This window comes from Sorangium sp. So ce834, from assembly GCF_051521425.1.
Taxonomy (GTDB): domain Bacteria; phylum Myxococcota_A; class Polyangia; order Polyangiales; family Polyangiaceae; genus Sorangium; species Sorangium cellulosum_D.
This window is the reverse complement of the sequence record NZ_CP150351.1, coordinates 7,860,962-7,879,580: the sequence shown is the minus strand read 5'-3', so window position 1 is coordinate 7,879,580 and position 18,619 is coordinate 7,860,962. Positions and strand designations below refer to the sequence as shown.

General features: G+C 69.9%; 18 protein-coding genes and 1 pseudogene. 12 read left to right on the top strand and 7 right to left on the bottom strand.

All coding sequences use genetic code 11. The features are described 5' to 3' along the window. Window positions 1-28: 28 nt before the first annotated feature. The gene (locus WMF20_RS28425) at window positions 29-505 is read right to left on the bottom strand and encodes a nucleotidyltransferase domain-containing protein (RefSeq protein WP_129577385.1); all 477 of its coding nucleotides are present in this window, start codon (window positions 503-505) and stop codon (window positions 29-31) included. Between the two features lie 690 nt (window positions 506-1,195). Between WMF20_RS28425 and WMF20_RS28420 the strand changes: the two genes are divergently transcribed. From WMF20_RS28420 to WMF20_RS28400, 5 genes are all read left to right on the top strand, one after another. Then, entirely contained in the window at window positions 1,196-2,872 is a 1,677-nt protein-coding gene (locus WMF20_RS28420) for a serine/threonine protein kinase (RefSeq protein WP_437605069.1), read from the top strand. Window positions 2,873-3,315: 443 nt separating this feature from the next. Beyond that, complete coding sequence (locus WMF20_RS28415; protein WP_437605068.1) at window positions 3,316-4,218, top strand: arabinan endo-1,5-alpha-L-arabinosidase; 903 nt, start codon at window positions 3,316-3,318, stop codon at window positions 4,216-4,218. A 150-nt stretch (window positions 4,219-4,368) separates the two neighbouring features. Further along, the gene (locus WMF20_RS28410) at window positions 4,369-5,364 is read left to right on the top strand and encodes a LamG domain-containing protein (protein WP_437605067.1); all 996 of its coding nucleotides are present in this window, start codon (window positions 4,369-4,371) and stop codon (window positions 5,362-5,364) included. A gap of 101 nt (window positions 5,365-5,465) precedes the next feature. Continuing rightward, a complete protein-coding gene (locus WMF20_RS28405) occupies window positions 5,466-6,398 on the top strand; it encodes a hypothetical protein (RefSeq protein ID WP_437605066.1) in 933 nt (310 codons plus the stop codon). Window positions 6,399-6,558: 160 nt separating this feature from the next. Then, the gene (locus WMF20_RS28400; protein WP_437605065.1) at window positions 6,559-7,731 is read left to right on the top strand and encodes a LamG domain-containing protein; all 1,173 of its coding nucleotides are present in this window, start codon (window positions 6,559-6,561) and stop codon (window positions 7,729-7,731) included. A 190-nt stretch (window positions 7,732-7,921) separates the two neighbouring features. On the opposite strand, the gene WMF20_RS28395 is transcribed toward WMF20_RS28400, so the two are convergent. Beyond that, entirely contained in the window at window positions 7,922-8,902 is a 981-nt protein-coding gene (locus WMF20_RS28395; RefSeq protein ID WP_437605064.1) for an aldo/keto reductase, read from the bottom strand. A gap of 50 nt (window positions 8,903-8,952) precedes the next feature. Between WMF20_RS28395 and WMF20_RS28390 the strand changes: the two genes are divergently transcribed. Beyond that, window positions 8,953-9,564, top strand: coding sequence for a TetR/AcrR family transcriptional regulator (locus WMF20_RS28390; RefSeq protein WP_437605063.1), 612 nt, complete (start codon window positions 8,953-8,955; stop codon window positions 9,562-9,564). Between the two features lie 220 nt (window positions 9,565-9,784). On the opposite strand, the gene WMF20_RS28385 is transcribed toward WMF20_RS28390, so the two are convergent. From WMF20_RS28385 to WMF20_RS28375, 3 genes are all read right to left on the bottom strand, one after another. Further along, window positions 9,785-10,390: a hypothetical protein gene (locus tag WMF20_RS28385; protein WP_437605062.1), complete on the bottom strand. Its 606-nt coding sequence runs from the start codon at window positions 10,388-10,390 to the stop codon at window positions 9,785-9,787. After that, window positions 10,387-11,106, bottom strand: coding sequence for a PD-(D/E)XK nuclease family protein (locus WMF20_RS28380; protein ID WP_437605061.1), 720 nt, complete (start codon window positions 11,104-11,106; stop codon window positions 10,387-10,389). Before WMF20_RS28380 ends, WMF20_RS28385 begins: the two co-directional genes overlap by 4 nt. 414 nt (window positions 11,107-11,520) lie before the next feature. Further along, complete coding sequence (locus WMF20_RS28375; protein WP_437605060.1) at window positions 11,521-12,129, bottom strand: DUF2267 domain-containing protein; 609 nt, start codon at window positions 12,127-12,129, stop codon at window positions 11,521-11,523. Window positions 12,130-12,758: 629 nt separating this feature from the next. Here WMF20_RS28375 and WMF20_RS28370 point away from each other — a divergent pair. The 5 genes and pseudogenes from WMF20_RS28370 to WMF20_RS28350 all read left to right on the top strand — a co-directional run bounded on the left by WMF20_RS28370 (window position 12,759) and on the right by WMF20_RS28350 (window position 16,946). Beyond that, a complete protein-coding gene (locus WMF20_RS28370; RefSeq protein ID WP_437605058.1) occupies window positions 12,759-13,574 on the top strand; it encodes a hypothetical protein in 816 nt (271 codons plus the stop codon). Between the two features lie 883 nt (window positions 13,575-14,457). Then, window positions 14,458-15,090: a hypothetical protein gene (locus tag WMF20_RS28365; RefSeq protein WP_437605057.1), complete on the top strand. Its 633-nt coding sequence runs from the start codon at window positions 14,458-14,460 to the stop codon at window positions 15,088-15,090. 283 nt (window positions 15,091-15,373) lie between these two features. Next, window positions 15,374-16,096, top strand: coding sequence for a hypothetical protein (locus tag WMF20_RS28360; RefSeq protein ID WP_437605056.1), 723 nt, complete (start codon window positions 15,374-15,376; stop codon window positions 16,094-16,096). 60 nt (window positions 16,097-16,156) lie between these two features. Beyond that, window positions 16,157-16,552 (top strand): annotated as a pseudogene (locus WMF20_RS28355) (transposase); the annotation flags it as partial. 142 nt (window positions 16,553-16,694) lie between these two features. Then, a complete protein-coding gene (locus WMF20_RS28350; RefSeq protein WP_437605055.1) occupies window positions 16,695-16,946 on the top strand; it encodes a hypothetical protein in 252 nt (83 codons plus the stop codon). Between the two features lie 295 nt (window positions 16,947-17,241). On the opposite strand, the gene WMF20_RS28345 is transcribed toward WMF20_RS28350, so the two are convergent. Beyond that, complete coding sequence (locus WMF20_RS28345; RefSeq protein WP_437605054.1) at window positions 17,242-17,409, bottom strand: hypothetical protein; 168 nt, start codon at window positions 17,407-17,409, stop codon at window positions 17,242-17,244. A 320-nt stretch (window positions 17,410-17,729) separates the two neighbouring features. Continuing rightward, a complete protein-coding gene (locus WMF20_RS28340; protein ID WP_437605053.1) occupies window positions 17,730-17,870 on the bottom strand; it encodes a hypothetical protein in 141 nt (46 codons plus the stop codon). A gap of 83 nt (window positions 17,871-17,953) precedes the next feature. Between WMF20_RS28340 and WMF20_RS28335 the strand changes: the two genes are divergently transcribed. Next, the gene (locus tag WMF20_RS28335; protein ID WP_437605052.1) at window positions 17,954-18,493 is read left to right on the top strand and encodes a hypothetical protein; all 540 of its coding nucleotides are present in this window, start codon (window positions 17,954-17,956) and stop codon (window positions 18,491-18,493) included. Window positions 18,494-18,619: the final 126 nt, after the last annotated feature.

Genomic DNA, 18,619 nt, shown 5'->3' with positions numbered 1-18,619 from the left:
GGGCTGCTCGAGCGGCGCGATGTGCCGGTCAGGGCGCTCGGCGTTTTTCGTCGAGGGTCGCCTGGAGCAGAAAGAGCATCGCCCGATCCTTGGGCCTGGTCAGCTTCGCCTTGACCTCGATGAGCCGTTCCAGCGACAGAACGCGGACGAGCACGCCGGCTACCTCGAGCACCGTCGAGTCAGGCAAGAGATCGTCATAGGACGTCGATTCCTCGATCGTGGCCAGCACGTCGAGCAGACCGTGCTTCGTCTGGAGCAGCTTGTGCCCAGTCGATCGCAGGTGCGACTCGTTAGGAACGAGCCGTCGTGGGTCCGTGCGAAATACGGCTTCCAGCTCTGTCAGGGCAGCCATGAGCCGGGCGATGTTCTGCTCGGAGCGTGAGTACACGATATCGATGTCGAGCGTGTTCACAGGCGCGCCCTGCAACGCTGCAGCCATGCCTCCCACAACGATGAACTCGACGTGATGGTGTACCAGCGCGTGCAAGATATCAGCGAGCGCCATCGGAGGGCCCGCGCACGCTCATGATCAAATCGATCGAGCTCTGCAGCTGCGCCAGCCGATCCGTGGGTGATAGGCTGAGCATCCAGCGGACGAGGGAGCGGTCTACTCCGTTCTCATCGTAGGGGCTGTCGTCCCGCTCCCCAACGGGAGGCTCCAGAGGTTCGGCCATGCTCCGAGTCTAGCACAGGGGGGTCGGCAAGCCGCGGGCACGCTGTTTCGGGTCGACCCCCCGTCTTCAGCTGACCGGGATCGTCGAGGCCGGCCTGCGGAGCATTCTTCCTTTCGGAACGCCGTGGCGGTTCGGACGAGCTCGACCGGGCGGCGAAGGTGGCGACCCCGCCGTCCGGCAGGGGCCGGCTCGGGGCCGCGGGGGCATGCTCCGCGCCGCCGCACGTCGAGGACGCCCTTAAGGGCCCGATCTGGGCACATGCACAGCTCATGGGCGCGTGGCAAGCGGTTTCCGCCCATCGGCATGGGTCCGCCTGCCCGGTGGCCTCGACCTCGCGCCTCGCGCGGACGCCGGGGATCGAGCGTCCCTCATTTGTGCGACCATGCTGCGACACTATCGCACCCGCATTTCTGCGCAATTCGGCAGGGCAGGCGGAACCATGCAGTGCATTGCGGAAGAAGGCTCGAGATCCCCCTGAATCCGTCTGGTCGAGCTCGTTTTTTTCGTGCCATCATCGCCCAGTGAACGTGGGGACGTCCAGCACACCGACCGACCCGGGGCATCACCTCTTGCTCGAGCTCGGGCGCGGGGGAACTGCGCAGGTCTTCCTCGCCGTGCAGAGCGGCGCGGAGGGGGTGGACAAGCTCGTCGTCCTGAAGTTTCTCAGGCCCGACCTCCTCGACAACCTCGAGATGCGGGAGATGTTCATCAACGAGGCGCGGTTCTCCGCGCGCTTGAACCACGCGAACATCGTGCAGACGAGCGCGATCGTCCAGACGACGCGCGGGGCCGCCATCGTCATGGAGTACCTCGAGGGCCAGTCGCTCTCGATCGTCCGGTCGCGGGCGCGCACGAAGCTCCCGCTGGAGATGCACCTCCGGATCATCATCGACGCGCTCCGCGGCCTTCATTATGCCCACGAGCTCACCGGCTTCGACGGCGAGCCGCTCGACGTGGTGCACCGCGACGTCTCGCCGCACAACGTCTTCGTGACCTACGATGGCCAGGTCAAGCTCATCGATTTCGGCATCGCCAAGCTCACGGGCGGGAGCGTCGAGACGGCGACGGGGGTGATCAAGGGCAAGATCGGGTACATGCCGGCCGAGCAGATCGAGGGGGGCCAGCTCGATCGGCGCGCGGATCTGTACGCGGTGGGGGTCATGCTCTGGGAGGCCGCGACGGGCGAGCGGATGTGGAAGGGGATGACCGACATCGCGATCATGCATCGCGTGCTGAACGGGGAGCTCCCGAGGCCGCGCGACGTCAAGCCCGACGTGCCCGAGGAGCTCGAGCGCATCATCCTCAAGGCCCTCTCGCTCGCGCCGGAGCAGCGCTATGCCACCGCGGCGGAGCTCGAGGCCGATCTCGAGGCGTTCGTCGCGGGCTCGACGCCCGTGACGAACCGCGACGTCGGCAGGTTCGTCTCGCGCGAGTTCGAGGACGTGCGCGCGGAGACGAAGCGCATCATCGGCCGTGAGATGATGCGCCGGGGCGCGATGGCGCGCGCGTCCATGCCGGTCGACACCCTGTCGCCGCCGCCGCTGGATCAATCGCTCGCGCGCGCCGGCTACGGCACGATGACGGGCTCGGACTCGAAGCTCACGGACGAGCAGGAGCCGGCGCGGCGCCCGTGGCTGAAGCGGGCGTCCCGCTCGCTCCTCGCCACGGCCGTGCTGGGGATCGGCTGCGGCATCGTCCTGGCGGCCGCGACCATCCGGTCCCCGCGCTCCTCGCCTGCGTCCCTCGACGCCGCATCGTTGTCGGGGTCGCCGCAGCCGTCGCTCGCGCCGCTCGCGCCGCTCGCGCCTGCTGTCGTCCCGGCGTCCGGCGCGCCGTCGGGCTCCGGCTTCGCCGCGGCGGCCGCCGCGCCCGCTGCTGCGAGGTCGGGCGAGCCGTCGGCGGGGTCGGCGGAGCCCACCATCGAGCCGGCCGAGCTGCCCGAGGCGCTGGCCGAGTCGTCGGCAAAGCCGGCCGAGCGGTCCGCGAAGCAGCCCAGGTGGTCCGCGAAGCAGCCCAGGCCGTCGGCGAAGCAGCCCGAGCCGTCGGCAAAGGAGCCGGCCGAGCGCGGAGGCGACGCCGCGGCGCCGGCGGACAAGCCCACGCCCGCTGCGCCGGCCAGCCCGCCCAGCGCGAATTGCGACCCGCCGTACACCATCGACCCCGAGGGGATCAAACGATTCAAGGTCGAGTGCATGTGAGATCGCGTGTCGACACCACGTCGGGTACGGGAGCGCTCTCCGCGCTGGCCCTGGCCGTGATGGGCGGGTGCGGGACCTGCGGCGACACCGGAGCCCAGGGCGGCGCCGGCGGCCCGGCGACGTCGAGCGTGGCGTCCGGCTCCGCGGCGGGCACCGGAGGCGCGGAAACGGGCGTAGGCACCGGAGGGGCGGGCACCGGCGGAACGAGCACCGGCGCAGGCACCGGAGGGGCGGGCGCCGGCGGAGCGGGCTCCGGGGGAGCGGACGCTGGCGGAGCGGGCGCCGGGCAAACAGGCAATGGCGGAGGCTCCGGGGCACTGAGCGCGGGAGTGGGCTCCGGGGGAGCGAGCACGGGAGTGGGCTCCGGGGGAGCGAGCACCGGTGTGGGCTCCGGGGGAGCGAGCACGGGAGCGGGCACCGGCGGAGCGGGGGGTGGCGGCCCCGTGGAGCCGGAGCGTCCGGTCGCGCTCGACCTCAGCGGAGACGTCCAGGGAGTGCACGACCCGTCGATCATCCGGGCGGGGGATCTCTATTACGTCTTCTCCACGGGCCCCGGGATCGCGATCCGGACCTCATCCGACCTCGTGCGCTGGGACTCCGCCGGCTCCGTGTTCAGCGACAACCCCGACTGGGTCGCGAGCGCGGTGGGCGACGTCGACGCGCTCTGGGCCCCGGACATCTCCTACTGGGGCGGGCTCTATCATCTGTATTACGCGGCGTCGTTCTTCGGGACCAACCGCTCCTGTATCGGCCACGCGACCAGGGGCTCGCTGAGCGCCCCGGAGACCCGCTGGCTGGATCACGGCGCCGTCATCTGCAGCGAGGGCACCAATTACAACGCCATCGACCCGAGCGTCGTGCTCGACGAGCGGGGCACGCCCTGGCTCGTGTTCGGGAGCTTCTGGTCGGGGCTCAAGCTCATGCAGCTCGACCTCGCCGGCGCTCCCGTCGACGGGGCGCTCACGTCCATCGCCGCGCGGCCGAGCACCGCGATCGAGGCGCCGTTCGTCGTGCGGCGAGGCGATCATTATTACCTGTTCGCCTCGTTCGACACCTGCTGCGTCGGCGCGAGCAGCACGTACAAGATCATGGTCGGTCGGTCCCGGGCGCTCGCCGGTCCTTACGTGGACCGGCTCGGGAACCGCATGCTCGACGGCGGCGGCTCGCGCGTGCTGACCAGCAGCTCGAGGTGGCGAGGGCCTGGCAGCAACGCCTTGCTCCAGGCCGGTGAGTCCTGGTATCATGTCTACCATTCGTACGACGCCGACGCGGACGGCATGTTCGCCCTTCGCGTCGCCGAGCTGAGATGGAGCGCCGATGGCTGGCCGGAGTCCGGCGGGCCGTGAGCCGGCATGCACGGGTGTCCGCTGCGTCGGCTCGAGGCGGGGAGCCGGGCCCTTTCTTCTCTGTTCCCGTGGGGTCGTGGTCCTCGGGCCACGGCAGCGGCATCGCAGGCGTCCGCGGGGCGTCCATCGTGGTTGGGAGGTGACATGAACATGGCAGCTCGTGGAAGGGTGCTGGCCGGCCCTGCGTCGCTTCGTCCGGCGGCACGTGCGCTCCTGGCGCTCGCTCCCTTGTGCCTCGGGGCTTGTTCGCTCGAGGACCTGTCCTATCTCCAGGACGGCGCGACGGGCGCCGGCGGCGGCTCGGCGACGCAGAGCTCCAGCCAGAGCGGCGGCGGCTCTGGAGGCCGTGACGGCACCGGGGCCACCGGTGGTGGCGGCGGCGGCGGCGCCGGGGGCGCCGGGGGTGTCGGGGGCGACGGCGGCGCCGCCGGCGTCGGGGGCGCGGGCGGCGACGGGGGCGCGGGGGGCCGCGGTGGCGCCGGAGGCGGCGGGGGCGGTCCCCTCATCGACCTCGAGACGGGGCTGTTCTTGCACTACACGTTCGACGCGATCGAGGAAGGCATCGCGGTGGACGCCACCGGCGGCATGCGCGACGGGACGCTCCTCGGGGGGACGTCGGTGGAGGGGCGCATCGGCAAGGCGCTGTCCCTCTCGGGGGACGAGGAGTACGTGGAGCTCCCGCCCGGCGTCTTGCAGACGCTCAACGAGCTCACGGTGTCGTTCTGGATCTCCCTCGGCGAGCAGCAGTGGTGGCAGCGGATCTTCGACTTCGGATCCGGAGAGGTGGCGTGGCTCTACGTGTGCCCCAAGGCGGCGAATCCGACCGGCGTCCGCCTCTCGTTGAACTCCCCTGCGGGCGTCGAGGAATACACCATGAATGGAAGCTTGCCGCTCCAGGAGTGGACGCACCTCGCCGTGACGCTGAGCTACAACCCGAGCCGCTCGTCGATGTACATCAACGGGGCCGAGGTGGCGAGCAGCGATATGATCGCCACCCGGCCCTCGGATCTGGGGAACACGACGCAGAACTTCATCGGCCGCTCTCAGTTCGCGGTCGATCCCTACCTCGTCGGGATCGTGGACGATTTCAGGATCTACGATCGCGCGCTCTCGGCGGCCGAGGTGGCGGCCCTCGCGGCGCAATGAGGGGGGTGAGCCAGCCGCGGTCGGCCCGCGCGGCGGGCGGTCGGAAGTTTGCTCGACAGGCAGTCAGGTGCGAGTCTGCTGGACACGAGGAGCTCGGCGCGATGGCTGGAGAGACAGGGATGCTGCGAAGGGGGAAGCCTCTCGGAACGGGGCGTGGCGGGTGGGCGGCGCTCGCGCTGGCGGCGACCGCGCTCTGGCCGCTCTCGGCCTCGGCGGACGAGCCTGCGGCGCCGGCGGGCGGGCCTGCGGCGCCGGAGGCGGGAGCGGCCTCCGGGGTCAAGCAATGTATCGCCGCGCACGCCGAGGTGCAGCGGCTCCGGAAGGAGCACCAGCTGCTCGAGGCGGGCCGCGCGCTGAAGGGCTGCGCCCGGTCGGACTGCCCGGCTCCGGTCCTCCGCGATTGCGGGGCGTGGGTGGATGAGCTCGAGCGGGCGACGCCGTCGATCGTGTTCAACGTGACGAGCGGCGGCGAGCAGGTCACCGGATCGAGGATCCTTGTCGACGGCCAGCCGGTCGAGCTGTCGTCGAGCGGCGCGCCGCTCAAGCTCGATCCGGGGAAGCACACCTACCGTGTCGAACTCGCCGGTCACAAGCCGGTGTCCAAGGAGCTCATCCTCTTCGAGGGGCAGCGCTTCCGGCAGCTGAACGTCGCGCTCGAGCCCCTCGTGGAGGCCCCGGTCCCGCCGGCGCAGGCCAGCGTCACGGAGACCTACCGTCCGGTGCCGGCGCTCACCTACGTGCTGGCGGGCCTGGGGGTCGCGGGCGGGGCGAGCTTTGCTGTGTGGGGGCTCATGGGCCGGTCCGAGCGGGACCACCTGGAGCAGACCTGCAGTCCGAAGTGCGCCGACAGCGATCTGGACGCCGTGCGCACGCGGTACCTGATCGCCGACATCTCTCTCGGTGTAGGCGCGGCGGCGCTCGCGGGCGCGGCGCTGACGTATCTGCTGCGCCCCACGAAGGAGAGGCCGATCGCCGTGTCGGTGGAGCCGAGCCGGACCGGCGTGGTTGGTACGGTGTTGCTCCGCGGTATGTGAGATGATGTCATCGCTCGACCGGATGCTTGAATCTTGACGACGGCCGTCATCGCCGTCGGGATGTGCAGAACCCCAACAACCCCGTCGAGCACGGCCGGCGCGTTCCCGGATGCTCGATGTATTTGCCTTATTGGAGGATGCGATGAGAGAGGCTTCGATCTTGTCGGGTGGTCTCAGGGCTGCGTTGCTCACGGCCGCGATGCTGGGAACAGCGGCCAGCGGATGCGGCTCGAGCGGCGATGACGACGCGGGGGGCGGCGGCAGCGCGACGACGTCGACGTCGGCGTCGGGTGGAGGCTCGGCGACGAGCGGCTCCGGGGGCGACGGTGGGGGCGCGACGGGCACGGGCGGCGCGGGCGGCGATGGCGGCAGCGGCGCCGCGGGCGGCGCGGGCGGCGGCGGTGAAGGCGGCGGCGGCGGAGCGACCGGAAGCGGCGGTGCGGGCGGCGACGGCGGCAGCGGCGGAGCGACCGGCAGCGGCGGCGCGGGTGGCGACGGCGGCAGCGGCGGAGCGACCGGCAGCGGTGGAGCGACCGGCAGCGGCGGCGCGGGCGGCGATGGCGGCAGCGGTGGAGCGACCGGCAGCGGCGGTGCGACCGGCACCGGCGGAGCTGGCGGCACCGGCGGAGCTGGCGGCGACGGCGGTGCCGGCGGCGACGGCGGCGCGGGCGGCAGCGGCGGTGCCGGGCCGGAGCCGAGGCTCGTCGTGCACTACACGTTCGACGAGGAGAGCGGCCTCGTGGCCCACGACGCGTCGGGCAATGGGAACGACGCCACGCTCGTCGGGAGCGCCGGATGGCTCGCGGAGGGGCGAATCGGCGGCGCGCTCAACCTGCAGGGCGCCGACCCCTACGTCGATCTCCCCGACGGGCTCACCGACGAGCTCGACGATCTCACCATCGCGACCTGGGTCCAGCTGAAGAGGATCGACATCTGGTCTCGCATCTTCGATTTCGGCGGCAACGGGTTCATGTTCCTCACCCCGCTCGACGAGACCGGGGCCCTGCGTCTCTCGGTCTACACGCAGGTCGACATGGTGGGCAACGAGGCGATCGTGAGGGTCGCGAACCCGCTGACCGTCGATGTCTGGAAGCATGTGGCGGTCACGATCTCGAGCGGCACGTACCAGCTGTGGGTCGACGGCGTCTCCGTCGCATCGACCACGCCGGCGCCTCCGCACGACGTGACGCCGTCGCGGCTGGCGCCCACGGCGAGCAATTACATCGGCAAGTCGCAGTTCCCGGACGCCTTGCTCAAGGCGTATATCGACGACTTCCGGATCTACGACGGCGCGCTCTCGGCCGCGCAGATCGCGGCCCTCGCCGCGCCGTAGGAGAGGTGGCGCGCGCAGGCCGACCCGCCGCCTCGGCGTAAGCGCCCGGCCAAGGCCATCGGGACCCTCCCACCGCCCCGCGTCCAGCATCGTCGACCGTGGCGTCGATCGTAGAGCCTCTCACTGGGGGTTTCCCGACGGGTCGGGAGTTCGGTCAGGGTGTCCGGCGTGTGGTCGCGACCCGGGTCGCTCAGCGCGCTGCGTATTTCATGACGAACGGAGGGTACCGATCGCCGACGATCGCCCCCGGCGCGAACGCAGCGTCGAGCTGCGCGAGCTCGTCCGGGGAGACGCGCACGTCGAGCGCCGAGAGGTTCTCATCGAGCCGCGCGCGCCGGCTGATGCCGACGAGCGGCACGATGTCGTCCCCGCGTGCGCGCAGCCAGGCGATGGCCAGCTGGGCTGGCGTGCAGCGCTTCCGGGCGGCCATGTCGACGAGCGGGCGGGCGGCGCGGACATTCTGCTCCAGCGCGTCTCCTTCCATCCGCGGCGCCACGAAGTGCGCGCCGGGGCTCGGCGCCGTCGCGCCGCTGAGCAGCCCATCGGCGAGGACGCGGTAGGCGACGATGCCGATCCCGAGCTCGCGCGCCGTCGGCAAGATCTCTGCTTCGATGAAGCGGCACGCGAGCGAGTATTCGATCTCGAGCGCGGTGATGGGGTGCACGGCGTGCGCGCGGCGCAGGAGCTCTACGCCGACCTCGGACACGCCGACGTGACGGACTTTGCCCTCGCGCACGAGGTCGGCGATGGCGCCGATCGTCTCCTCGAAGGGCACGTCGGGGTCGGGTCGACCGGGCTGGTAGAGGTCGATCTCGTCGACGCCGAGGCGCTGGAGCGAGTAGGCCGCGAACGTCTTCACCGTGGCCGGGCGGCCGTCCATCCCGAGGAACTTCCCGCCCGGGCTACGCAGCATGCCGAACTTCACGCTCACGAAGGCCCGGTCGCGCCGGCCTTCGAGGGCGCGTCCGATGAGCGCCTCGTTGTGCCCCATGCCGTAGAAGTCGGCGGTGTTGAGCAGGCTCATCCCGGCGTCGAGCGCCGCCTGGATCGTGGCGATGCTCTCGGCGTCGCTGCCGGCGCCGCGGCTGGGCGACATCCCGCCGCAGCCGAGGCCCAGCGCGCCGACGAGCGGGCCGTTCTTGCCGAGATGCGTGCGCGGTATCATGGGCATCGTTCAACCTCCTCAATGTTAGAGCGAACGCTCTAACAATGGTTCGCTGCATGCGCACTGTCAACCCCGACCAGCACGAGAAGAAGCGTCGCGAGCTCCTCCGCGCGGCCCAGCGCCGCTTCGCCGCCGAGGGCGTGCAGGCCTCCATCGCGAGCATCTGCGCCGAGGCGGGCGTCAGCCCTGGGCACCTCTACCACTACTTCCCGAGCAAGGAGGCCATCCTCGAGGGCCTCTTCCAGCTCGTGCTCGACGAAGCGACCACGCACCTGTCGGGTGACGTGCGGGACGCGCGCGACCTCCCCGCGCTCGTGGCCGACCTCTACAGCGGCAAGGGGCCGTCCCTCCTCTTCGACCTGCTCGCCGAGTCGCAGCGCAACGCCGCGATCGCGGATCGGCTCCGGCGCCACAGCGTCGAGATGAAGCAGCTCCTCGCGAGCGTGATCGCGCGCGGACAGGCCGCCGGCCTCGTCGACGACACGTTGCCGGCGGCGGCCCTCGCGACCATGCTGCTCGCCGTGCTGGACGGCAGCAAGGCGATCCGACTGCGCGATCCAGCCGTCGACGGCGGCCACGCGCGCGAGATGCTGCTCGCGCTCGTGTCGCGCGTGCTCAGCAACCGGCCCACGTCGCTGACCGCAGGCCCCGCGACGGCAGATGATTGACCGCGCGCGACAGCGCTCGCGCAGCGCATCGCCGTGCGCGTACGCCTGCGCCCGCTAACGAGGGCGAGGCCGTGCTCTTCCTCGACAGGCACATGCGTCGAGCACGGCGCGAGCACCATCCTGTCCCGTTGCGCCTCTTGCGCCCTTGTGGTCTCTCTTCTTGCTACGTGCCGTGCTCTTCCGGCGGATCCGGCTTCAGCCCGTTCGTCGCCCTATGCGCTCAGGTCGCCAGCACTTCCCGGATCCGCGCCTCGAACTCCGTCCAGTGGAACCGCACCGACTGGATGAGGTGTGCGCGGTAGGGCTCGAGATCGTTCCAGTACTCCCCTGTCGCGGTCTCGTAGCGGTATGCGGGCCACCAAGGGCTGGAGGCGAGCTTGTGCTTCTTGAGGAGGCCGGCCTCTCCGAAGGCCGCGCGAAGCTTCCGCGACAGCTCCTTGCCGCCGGCGATGTCGACATCCACCCATACGCCCGTGAACGCGCAAGCAGGCGCGGTCGTGAAGTTCAGACGTCTCGACTTGTTCCATTCCAGGCCGACCCCGACCCTGGGGGCGACCTCGACCCCGCGGACGAGCTCGCCTCCGCTCGACGGGAACCATCCGGGCAAGACCAGCAGGATCTTCGGCCAGTCTTCGTCTTCCTCCAGGAATGTGAAGACCTCGACGTCTGGAGAGAGCTCGGAGGCAAGCTCGGCGATCCCGTCTGCGCACGAGCTCAAAAACGCGTGCGTGAGGTTGGCGACGGACTCGCCGAGGGTGGCCCACTCCTCGATGAGCGCCTGGTTCCGGAGGTAGAAGACGGCGCGCGGATCGTCGATGCGGTTCATCGGAACTCCCTCTCCAGGGTGGCGAGATAGTTGGAGGCGGCCTCGCGCCCATGCGCCGTCGTGCCCTTGCCCGGCGCCGAGGCGAGCGCGTCGCGGAGCATCCCCGCGAGCTCGGCGTAGCTCATCGGTGTGAACGCCTCCCGCGCGGCGCCCGTGGCCGTCACGGGCGCTCGTCCGGAGGGCGACAGGAAGACGAACAGCGCGCCTGGCTCTCGACAGAAACTGTCGTAGAGGCGATCGCATCGCAGGGGCTGTTCACGGGCATCGACCTTGTTCTCGATCACGAGGCAGAGCCCAGGCCCAGCGACGACGACATCGGCGCAGGCGTCGCCCAGGCTCACCTCGAGCGCGGGCCGGGCGCGGTTCAGCTCGGCCGTCGGCGGCTCGGCCGTGCAGCGGCGGAGCAACGCCTCGAGGAAGCCAGCGCCGAAGCCATGTCGACCCTGGGGATCGAGCAGCCATGCCAGCAGCGCGGAGTGATACCGCTCCTGCCGGCTCTGCCCGAGGATGCTCAGGAGATCGTCCGGTCCGCCGACCCAGTGGCCACGCCTCAGGAGCGCGTCCTGCTCGGCGCGGAGCTCGGCGAGCTTTGCATCCCACGCGGCGACCTGCGCCACGCGGTTCTCCTGCTCCCTTGCCACGATGGCGCGCCATTCCGCGGCGAGGCCGGCGAGCCGGGGCTCGTCTGCTTCAGGCGCTGACGCGATGACTGTCATCTACCTCGCTCCTCCTCGCTGTGCCCTCCACGGGCCGCTGGACGGCCTCATGGTCGGGTGGCCATGGTCGGCGGCGGCCGGTCGGCCTCCGGTGAGGGCAGGTTACGCCCGCACCGAATCAACAATCAACACCGAGCCTTCTCGTAATTCTGCACAGTTGCTGGAATTGTGGGGAGGGTGTCAGTACCTGGCGGCTGCCGGCCTACCTCGACGGCTGTCGCTTCGCTCGCGGGCTGTGCGGTGGCTTCCCGCGCGTCACCTCGGGCAGCGTGGCGCGGCGCAGCAGGACGCCGGGATCGACACCGAGCGCCTGCCGGACCTCGACTGCCGCCTCGCCGGCCGCTTCACCTCGGTCTTCCGGGCTGGCTCGTCCCGCTGGACCGTCCAGCTCCCCGGATCGCCTCCGTTCCGCCGTCAGCTCGCGCGCCGGACGGCGGGGGCGTCGCCGGACGAGGTCGCCGCCGTGCCGTCCGCGCCCACGTCGTCGCGGGGCTGGTCCGGCGCGGGCGTGTCCACGGACGCCCGCGGGGGAGGCTCGGCCAGCGACGTGTCCGCCGGCCGCTCCACGTGGGAGCTGCCCGCGAAGCGGTGGCGCCCCCAGAGGTCCTTCAGATCGGCCGGGAGCTGGCTCTCGATGTCCGTGACCTCCTTCATGGGGATCTCGCGCTCCACGGCGGCGAAGACCGCATGGGACACCGCGCTCGCCTGGTCGGTATCGATGTGCAGGTGCTCCGCGAGCGTCTCGAGGAACTCTCGACGACCGAAGACCTCCGGAGCCTCGTCGCGGTGCGTGGCGCACGGCTGGACGATCGCCTGGATCGTCGAGGGCAGGGCCGAGGCGAGGTCCCGCGCCTCTCCACCGCTCAGCCGGCGCGACAGCGTGCACAGCGCCGCGCCGACGGCCTCGGGCGCCCCCAGGTGCGGCGGCAGCGCGCCGCTCTGCTCGACCTGCCGGAAGATCTGCTCGGATGCATCATCGATCGACCGAGCGGCCGCGGTCGTCGTCTTCGCCTTGCTGCCCATTCGAATGCTCCTCTCGTGCGGGAATCGTGCGGGGTGGTGCGGGAATCCTGCGAGAATGGTGCGGTAATCGTGCGAGACCGCGCGCACCGCCATGGCAGAAGGCAAGCGCGGTGCCGCCCAGGGCGCTCAGCGAGAATCCGAATTTGCCTGATCTTCTGCCGCGGCCGAGCCCATCGCTCACGCCGCCCACGCCAGCGCGAGCAGCTCGGCCTGCTTCAACACCGTCTCGATCGCCTGCTCCGTCGTGTCGGGCGGGGAGCCGTGCTTCTTCAGCTTGCGCCGCCGGATCCGTGCGTCGAGCAGGCGCGATCACCATCCCCAGAACGTCGCCCCCGACGAAAGCAATCTTTCGACGGGCCCTCCCCAGGCCGGACAGCGCGCCTCCAGCGCCCCTCCTGGCCAGATCGGTGCCAACCCAGCTATCTCCTCAACATCCCTCATTCTTCTCGCCAATCTCTTTCCCCGCGCGCCCCCACGCACGGCAGGAATTCGACACCCGAGCTTCTTCTATAACTCATCTTATCATCCACTTCGCTCTGGACACCTCTCTTCGCTTCATGAATAAACGACGCCGGCCCGTCCGGCATAGCGGCGCAATCCCGCGCTCCTGCACGGACGAGGGTGATCTCATGAGCAAATACACCGCTTCTGAAGTTGTCCAGGTCCCCCGGTTCACCGCGGTCGGGGCCATGGCGCTGGGCGAGCAGCTCGTCACGGTGGCGAAGCCCGTGAAGAGGCAGCTCGCGAAGGGCATCGCGCGGGCGCTCGTCGCGCTCTCGTCGAGCCACGCCGAGCTCGCGTCGGCGCTGCGCGATCAGGTGTCGCTCTCCGAGGGAGGGGAGGCGAGCGAGGATACGGTCCAGCGCGACCGTGTCCTCGACGGGTGCTGGAGCGGTCTCCACGACTTCCTGACCGCGTTCACCAAGCTGCCGCCGGGCGCGCCCGAGGTCGCGGAGGCGAGCTCGCTGAAGTCGGCGATCTTCGTCGGAGGCCTCAAGTTCCTTCAGCTCACGTACGTCCTGGAATGGTCCGAGAGCGAGCTGCGGTTGCAGCGGATCCGCAAGAACGGCCTCGACGCCCGCATCGAGGCGCTCGGCGGCAAGCGCTTCCTCGCCGCCCTCGAGGCCGCGCACGCCGCGTACGGCAAGGCGCTCGGCGTCACGGCGCCCGCGGCCGCGTCCGCGGCGGCGCCGCCGAGCGTGCGCGAGGCGCTCGACGCCTTCACCGAGGCGCTGCGCGCGTACGTGATCAAGGTGATGGGCGCGGTGGAGCCCGACGAGCCGGAGACGCAGGAGCTCGCCGACAAGCTGCTCGCGCCGCTCGTAGGCTGGAGCGTCGGGCAGAGCGGCCGGGGCGCGCGGAAGAACGGCAAGCCCGAGGACGAGGCGGCAGCGCCGCCTCCGGCCGACGCGCCGATCGCCGAGCCGGTGCCCGCCGACCTCTGAGGCGCGCTCGCGCCGCGCGCGCCCGCCGGCGGCGCGCCGATCTCCCGCCGATCCGTCCTCCACCCGTCACCGCCCGCCCGGAGAGCATGCCCCCGGCATCCGCCGATGGCGGCCTCCGGCGCCGCGCGGCGAGCATCCCGGCGCCCGGGCCCGTTCTCCTCTGCCCGTCGCGAGCGCGCAGCGCCTCGTGACGGGGCGAGCCGCGCTCGTGGCGGAGCGAGCTCCCCACGCCCCGTACGATCTGTGCCAAGCCGCCTTGGCATGTGCCAGGTGAGGGGGGTCCGGCACCGGCACAAACGCAATGCATTGCGACACACCGGGGTCCGGACCCCTCGAGATCGCTCCGCGGAGCGTCTTTCTGGGCAGGATTGTGCCAGAAAACGCATTGTAAAGCGAGATTTTGTGCCAAAACCCCCGCAAAACCGCGTGATCTTGTGCCAGAAGGGGGGTCCGGACCCCTCCGGAGCGCAATGCAGAGCGCTCGGGCGGGGTCGGAAGCCCTCCGCAGCGCAAAGCAGAGCGCTCTCCTACCCCCCCCGGCGTGTCCGTCGGGCCGGGCTTCCAGGAGAACAGGTTGAGCTGGACCGGACCGGCCGGCGCCACCGGAGGAGGCGGCGGAGCAGCCTGGACCGGAGGCGCCGACGGCGGGGGTTCCGGAGCGCGCTGTGGACGCCGCTGCGCGGGCGTCGGCTCCGTCACGAGGCGCAGGAAGCCCCTGCCGCTCGGAAGCTTGCGCGCTGGCGCCCAGGGCTCGCGATGACGGAGCGGCTGTGCCTTCGGGGCCTCGCTGGCCGGCTCGGTCAGCTGCGCCTCCGCGAGCTCGTCCACGGTCCACACGCGGTCGGTGATGCCGGCCTGCATCGCCGGGGTCACGCGGAGCGTATTGACCACCCAGCACAGCCGTTTGCATGAAGTCGACGCTCGGGCCGAACTGCGCGCCCACGGTAGAGATGTGCGGCGCGAACCATCACTCGTGATCTGCGGCATCACGAGCAGCCTGGCGCGGACATCGGCCATGAAGGCGTCTGTCGTCTCCTGGCCGCGACGCCCGACGCGCCACGCGATCACCCGTCTAGACAACGTGTCGAACGGAACGGCGGAGCGCGAGAGCCGGCGTCCGCTGCGCTCGGCGAAACGGTCGCGTCTGTCCGCGGACGGCCGCGGCTGCGCCCAGGGGCCCCTCCGCGGCGAGCTCACCGCCAGTCAGCGCGCGCGCTCGGCCCGCACCGGCGAACGGCCGATCATGTCCGCGGGAACCCGACGGCGCAAGGTGGCGCCCGTCGGGCGGTTACGTGACATCATCGCCGCTACGCTGCCTGCCCTGGACGGTTTGACCCAGGTCAACCGTGGCGTTTCCCTCCTATTTCTGTTTGACGATGAATCCCATGGTCAGAAGAATGGTTCGCCTTCTCGCGCCCTCGGCTCGAATTTGTCAAGCTTCCGTCTTGTACATGATTGGACCGGGAGCATCAATGAAAGTCTGACCAAAACGAATCATGGGGGGAGAAGGCGGTGAGAACAACAGCGCGACGGGTCCTATGCGCGGCGAGATTGATCCTCTCGATCCTTGTTGTTTCGACGCAGGCTGCGGCATCCGAACTGAGCGCCGGTGTAAGCCTCGGGTGGCTCCGGGCTGGCACCGCTCCGCGCGTCGCTGTTGGTCCGCAAGTGGGGATGTCGTGTTGCAAGATAATGAAATCCAACCTGCGCATGCCGCAGGGGATCTACTGTATCAAATTCAAGGATGAAATGACGATAAGGATGCCCGAGGCCATTGGTGGTGCCAGGGTTACGAAGCCATGAGGCATTCGAACGAAGAATTGATCGAGGTGGTGTATCGCTACTATCCGCGTGGGGTCTCGCGTGAGGACCCGCGCTACAAGCGAACAGAGGAATATGGCCGGCTGGTGGACGCCCGTCGTCGAGCCGGAGCCGATCGTGATCGTTGGCAAGGCATGTTGCGTCGGATCGATAGTAAGTTTCGGGGCCGTGTCTCGATTGATCGTTCTATTCATCTTCCTACGGGGAACTACGATGCCTGCTACTCCGGTTACCTCTCTATCGGAGCGAGTTTTCCGGGTGAGCGTGATCGTGTGATAGGGTTCATGGTGAGTCTTTTGGTTCCTTATTACATTGTTTACGGTTTGCGCGTCGTTGATGATTTCGAAGAAATTGAGAGGAGAAAGGTGCTGAACGCGACGCCGTCTTGCCACGTAAGCATCTTCGTTCATGATACGCATTACGTCCTACCTGCCTGGGTGGGCAAGCTGGTCAGGTTGGTCAAACCCAAACTTCTTGAGCCACCACTGTCGCTAGAGGCAACACGTCGAATTCTCAGTTTCGATCTGTCGCCCGATGAGCAGCCGTACGCGGCTTGGATCGCACGAGACATCGAGCTAACCTGGGGATACGAACGTATGCCGCCACTCGTCGGAGAGCTCATCGTACCTGACGTGGCAACCGACAGCCGCTCCTTGGGAGAGGCCACGCTTTACGATTGTCTGTTTTCGGACAACTGGTAGGGACACCGTCGAAGCGGTCGGCGTGGCGCTCTCAACTCAGGCAAAAACAGCCACCACCAGATGACGCTCTCGCGCTGGCTCCGCGATGCTCGTAGCCTCGCGCCCATGTCCGACGATGCTCGCCGCTCCGCCCCTCCGGCCCCCGCCGCCGCGCGCCGCCCCGAGGACTGGACCCCGGAGCAGAAGCTGCGCGCGGTGACGGAGGCGGCCGCGCTCTCGGAGCGGGAGCTGGGCGAGTTCCTCCGCCGCGAGGGGCTGCACGAGGCGCAGATCGCCGAGTGGCGCAAGGCCGCGCTGGAGGCGCTGGGCGGGCCGGCAAAGCCCGGGCATGGCTCGGCCCCGTCGCGGCGCGTTCGGGAGCTGGAGAGGCAGCTGCGGCGCAAGGACAAGGCGTTGGCCGAGGCGGCGGCCATCCTGGTGCTTCAAGAAAAAGCCCAGGCCATCTGGGGGGACAGGGACGACGACACGGACCCGGAGACCGACAGGTGACGCTCGAGCTCGTCGACGAGGCCGTCCGTGGCGGGGCCACGCTCGCGGCGTAACCGGCCGACCATCGCGATGGGCGCTGGGCGGCGACGAGGCGTTCACCACCGACGAGATGGTCGACGTGGCGGCCCGCGTGCTCGGCCGGCGCCCGCCGTGGAAGCTGCACCTCCTGCCCTGGCTGCTGGCGCCGTTCGCCGGGCTCTTCGAGCGCCTGGCTGGCCTGCCCCGCGGCGCCTTCGCCGACCTGCTGCTGGGCGTGGACGCCGACCTCGTGGGCGATGTGGGGCCGATCCGCGCCATCATCCCGCTCACGCCCATGCCCTACGCGCAGGCCGTCGAACGGGCGCTCGCCCAGGCTCCCTGAGCTCCCGAGCGCCCTCCCTGGCGTGCTGGAACGCCGATTACGTTCGGCGAAAATCGATTCATGCGAAGAGGACCGCAAGGGCGCAAGGGACGCAGGGGGAAGAGAAGAATACAATTCCATCTCTGTTCCTTGCGCCTCTTGCGCCCTTGCGGTCTCTCCTCTTGCTGCATTCCGTGCTCTTCCAGCTTGCTCCTCGGCGGATCCGGCGGGTGCCGCAACCTGTTGAGTATCGCTGTCGGGTTATTACCCCAGTCCGCGCCAAACGACCCCACTTTGGGTGGCTGAAATGACGCCGTCATGCATTGGTTGGCTCGGTGGGCGGATCCCAGAACAACGACGACTGCATCGGGGTCCGCGGCTTCGGGCGCCAGGAGAACAGGTCGAGCTGGCCGGTCGGTTCGGCCGGGGCGGGCAGGCTCGATCCCGGGTAGGCCGTGAAGCCGCCCGAGGTGAGCGACGGCATGACGACGAGCCGCGCACGGAGGTCCGCGATGAACGCGTCGGCGCTCGCCTCGTCGCGCTTGCCGACGGTCCGCCATGATGCGATCCATCAACGACGCGGCTTTCGCTTCATCCTCTGTGAGTGGGTCCTGTTCCAGAAGCTTACGCTCTATGTCGTCTATCCGTCCCACACGCACCTCCGTTCGACGAGCCCCATGGGTACGTGAGAACCGGCCGACGCGTAACGCGTCACCCGTCCGGCGGCAGGCGTTCAGGACGTGGCTGTCGCGGGACGAGGGAGAGGCGGGAGCGATGAAGGCGAAGGAGACGTGGAGAGGCGGGTTACCCGCCGCCCTCAGCCTTCGCCGTGGCGGCGATCTCCCGCAGGACGGCGCTCGGGGCGCGCCCTTCGTTCTTGGCGATGGTCGCGATGGCCTCGGCCAACGGGACGAGCTCGACGACTTCACCCTGCCCTGAGCTCACGCGCGCGCTGGTTCATGCGGCCCTGGCATGCCGCTGGCAGCAAAGTCCCGCGCGCGACGGAATGCGTCGCGTGGAGGTGGTACGTGCACACCGGGATCACCGTAGCCGTGGCCGCGCTCATGGGAGCGCCGGCCTGCGGAGCAGCGGGCGAACCGAGCGCGGCGGGAGAGAAGGGCGGAGCGGAGGAGGCCGGCCTTTCGACGCGCCACTTCGAGCTGAGCCTCGACCCGGAGGAGCCCGCGATCCCGCAGATCGTGGCGGCCGGGCGGCACGAGCTCGCCGCGGCGTGCGCCGACCGTCCCGAAGCGGCGGTCCGCATCTTCGACCCGCTCGACCCGGGCGCCTACGCGGACGTGCCCTGCACCTCGGTGCTCGATGACGCCGCGGCGCAGGATGAGAACGCCATGCCCGTCTCCGAGGGCGACGAGCCGACCGGAGGAGTCCAGCAGGCCATCGGCCCGATCTGCCTCCTGATGTGCGGCCTTTACGCTGGCGGCTCTCTCTTGACGTTGCGCTACGCGGTGAGTCCGCGGGCCAGGACCGCGAGGGCGCGTCAGCAGTGCGACGACACCGGGCTCTGGGGCGGAGTCGCCATGGGCCTCCTGTGCGCCGTCCCGTTCTAGCGGAGCGGTCATGATTGTCCCCCAGCCACTCAGGACGATCGGCATCGTGGTCTGTGGCGTCGCGCTCGGAGCCCCGGCCGTTGTTTGCCACGACGCACATTCTCCCTCGCTAGGAAGGATCATAGA

Coding starts and splice junctions, on each gene's coding strand:
- WMF20_RS28425 (WP_129577385.1), bottom strand. CDS start 505: ATGGCGCTCGCTGATATCTTGCACGCGCTGGTACACCATCACGTCGAG.
- WMF20_RS28380 (WP_437605061.1), bottom strand. CDS start 11,106: ATGACAGTCATCGCGTCAGCGCCTGAAGCAGACGAGCCCCGGCTCGCC.
- WMF20_RS28370 (WP_437605058.1), top strand. CDS start 12,759: ATGAGCAAATACACCGCTTCTGAAGTTGTCCAGGTCCCCCGGTTCACC.
- WMF20_RS28405 (WP_437605066.1), top strand. CDS start 5,466: ATGGCTGGAGAGACAGGGATGCTGCGAAGGGGGAAGCCTCTCGGAACG.
- WMF20_RS28375 (WP_437605060.1), bottom strand. CDS start 12,129: ATGGGCAGCAAGGCGAAGACGACGACCGCGGCCGCTCGGTCGATCGAT.
- WMF20_RS28410 (WP_437605067.1), top strand. CDS start 4,369: ATGGCAGCTCGTGGAAGGGTGCTGGCCGGCCCTGCGTCGCTTCGTCCG.
- WMF20_RS28360 (WP_437605056.1), top strand. CDS start 15,374: ATGAGGCATTCGAACGAAGAATTGATCGAGGTGGTGTATCGCTACTAT.
- WMF20_RS28350 (WP_437605055.1), top strand. CDS start 16,695: ATGGTCGACGTGGCGGCCCGCGTGCTCGGCCGGCGCCCGCCGTGGAAG.
- WMF20_RS28390 (WP_437605063.1), top strand. CDS start 8,953: ATGCGCACTGTCAACCCCGACCAGCACGAGAAGAAGCGTCGCGAGCTC.
- WMF20_RS28385 (WP_437605062.1), bottom strand. CDS start 10,390: ATGAACCGCATCGACGATCCGCGCGCCGTCTTCTACCTCCGGAACCAG.
- WMF20_RS28395 (WP_437605064.1), bottom strand. CDS start 8,902: ATGCCCATGATACCGCGCACGCATCTCGGCAAGAACGGCCCGCTCGTC.
- WMF20_RS28345 (WP_437605054.1), bottom strand. CDS start 17,409: ATGCCGTCGCTCACCTCGGGCGGCTTCACGGCCTACCCGGGATCGAGC.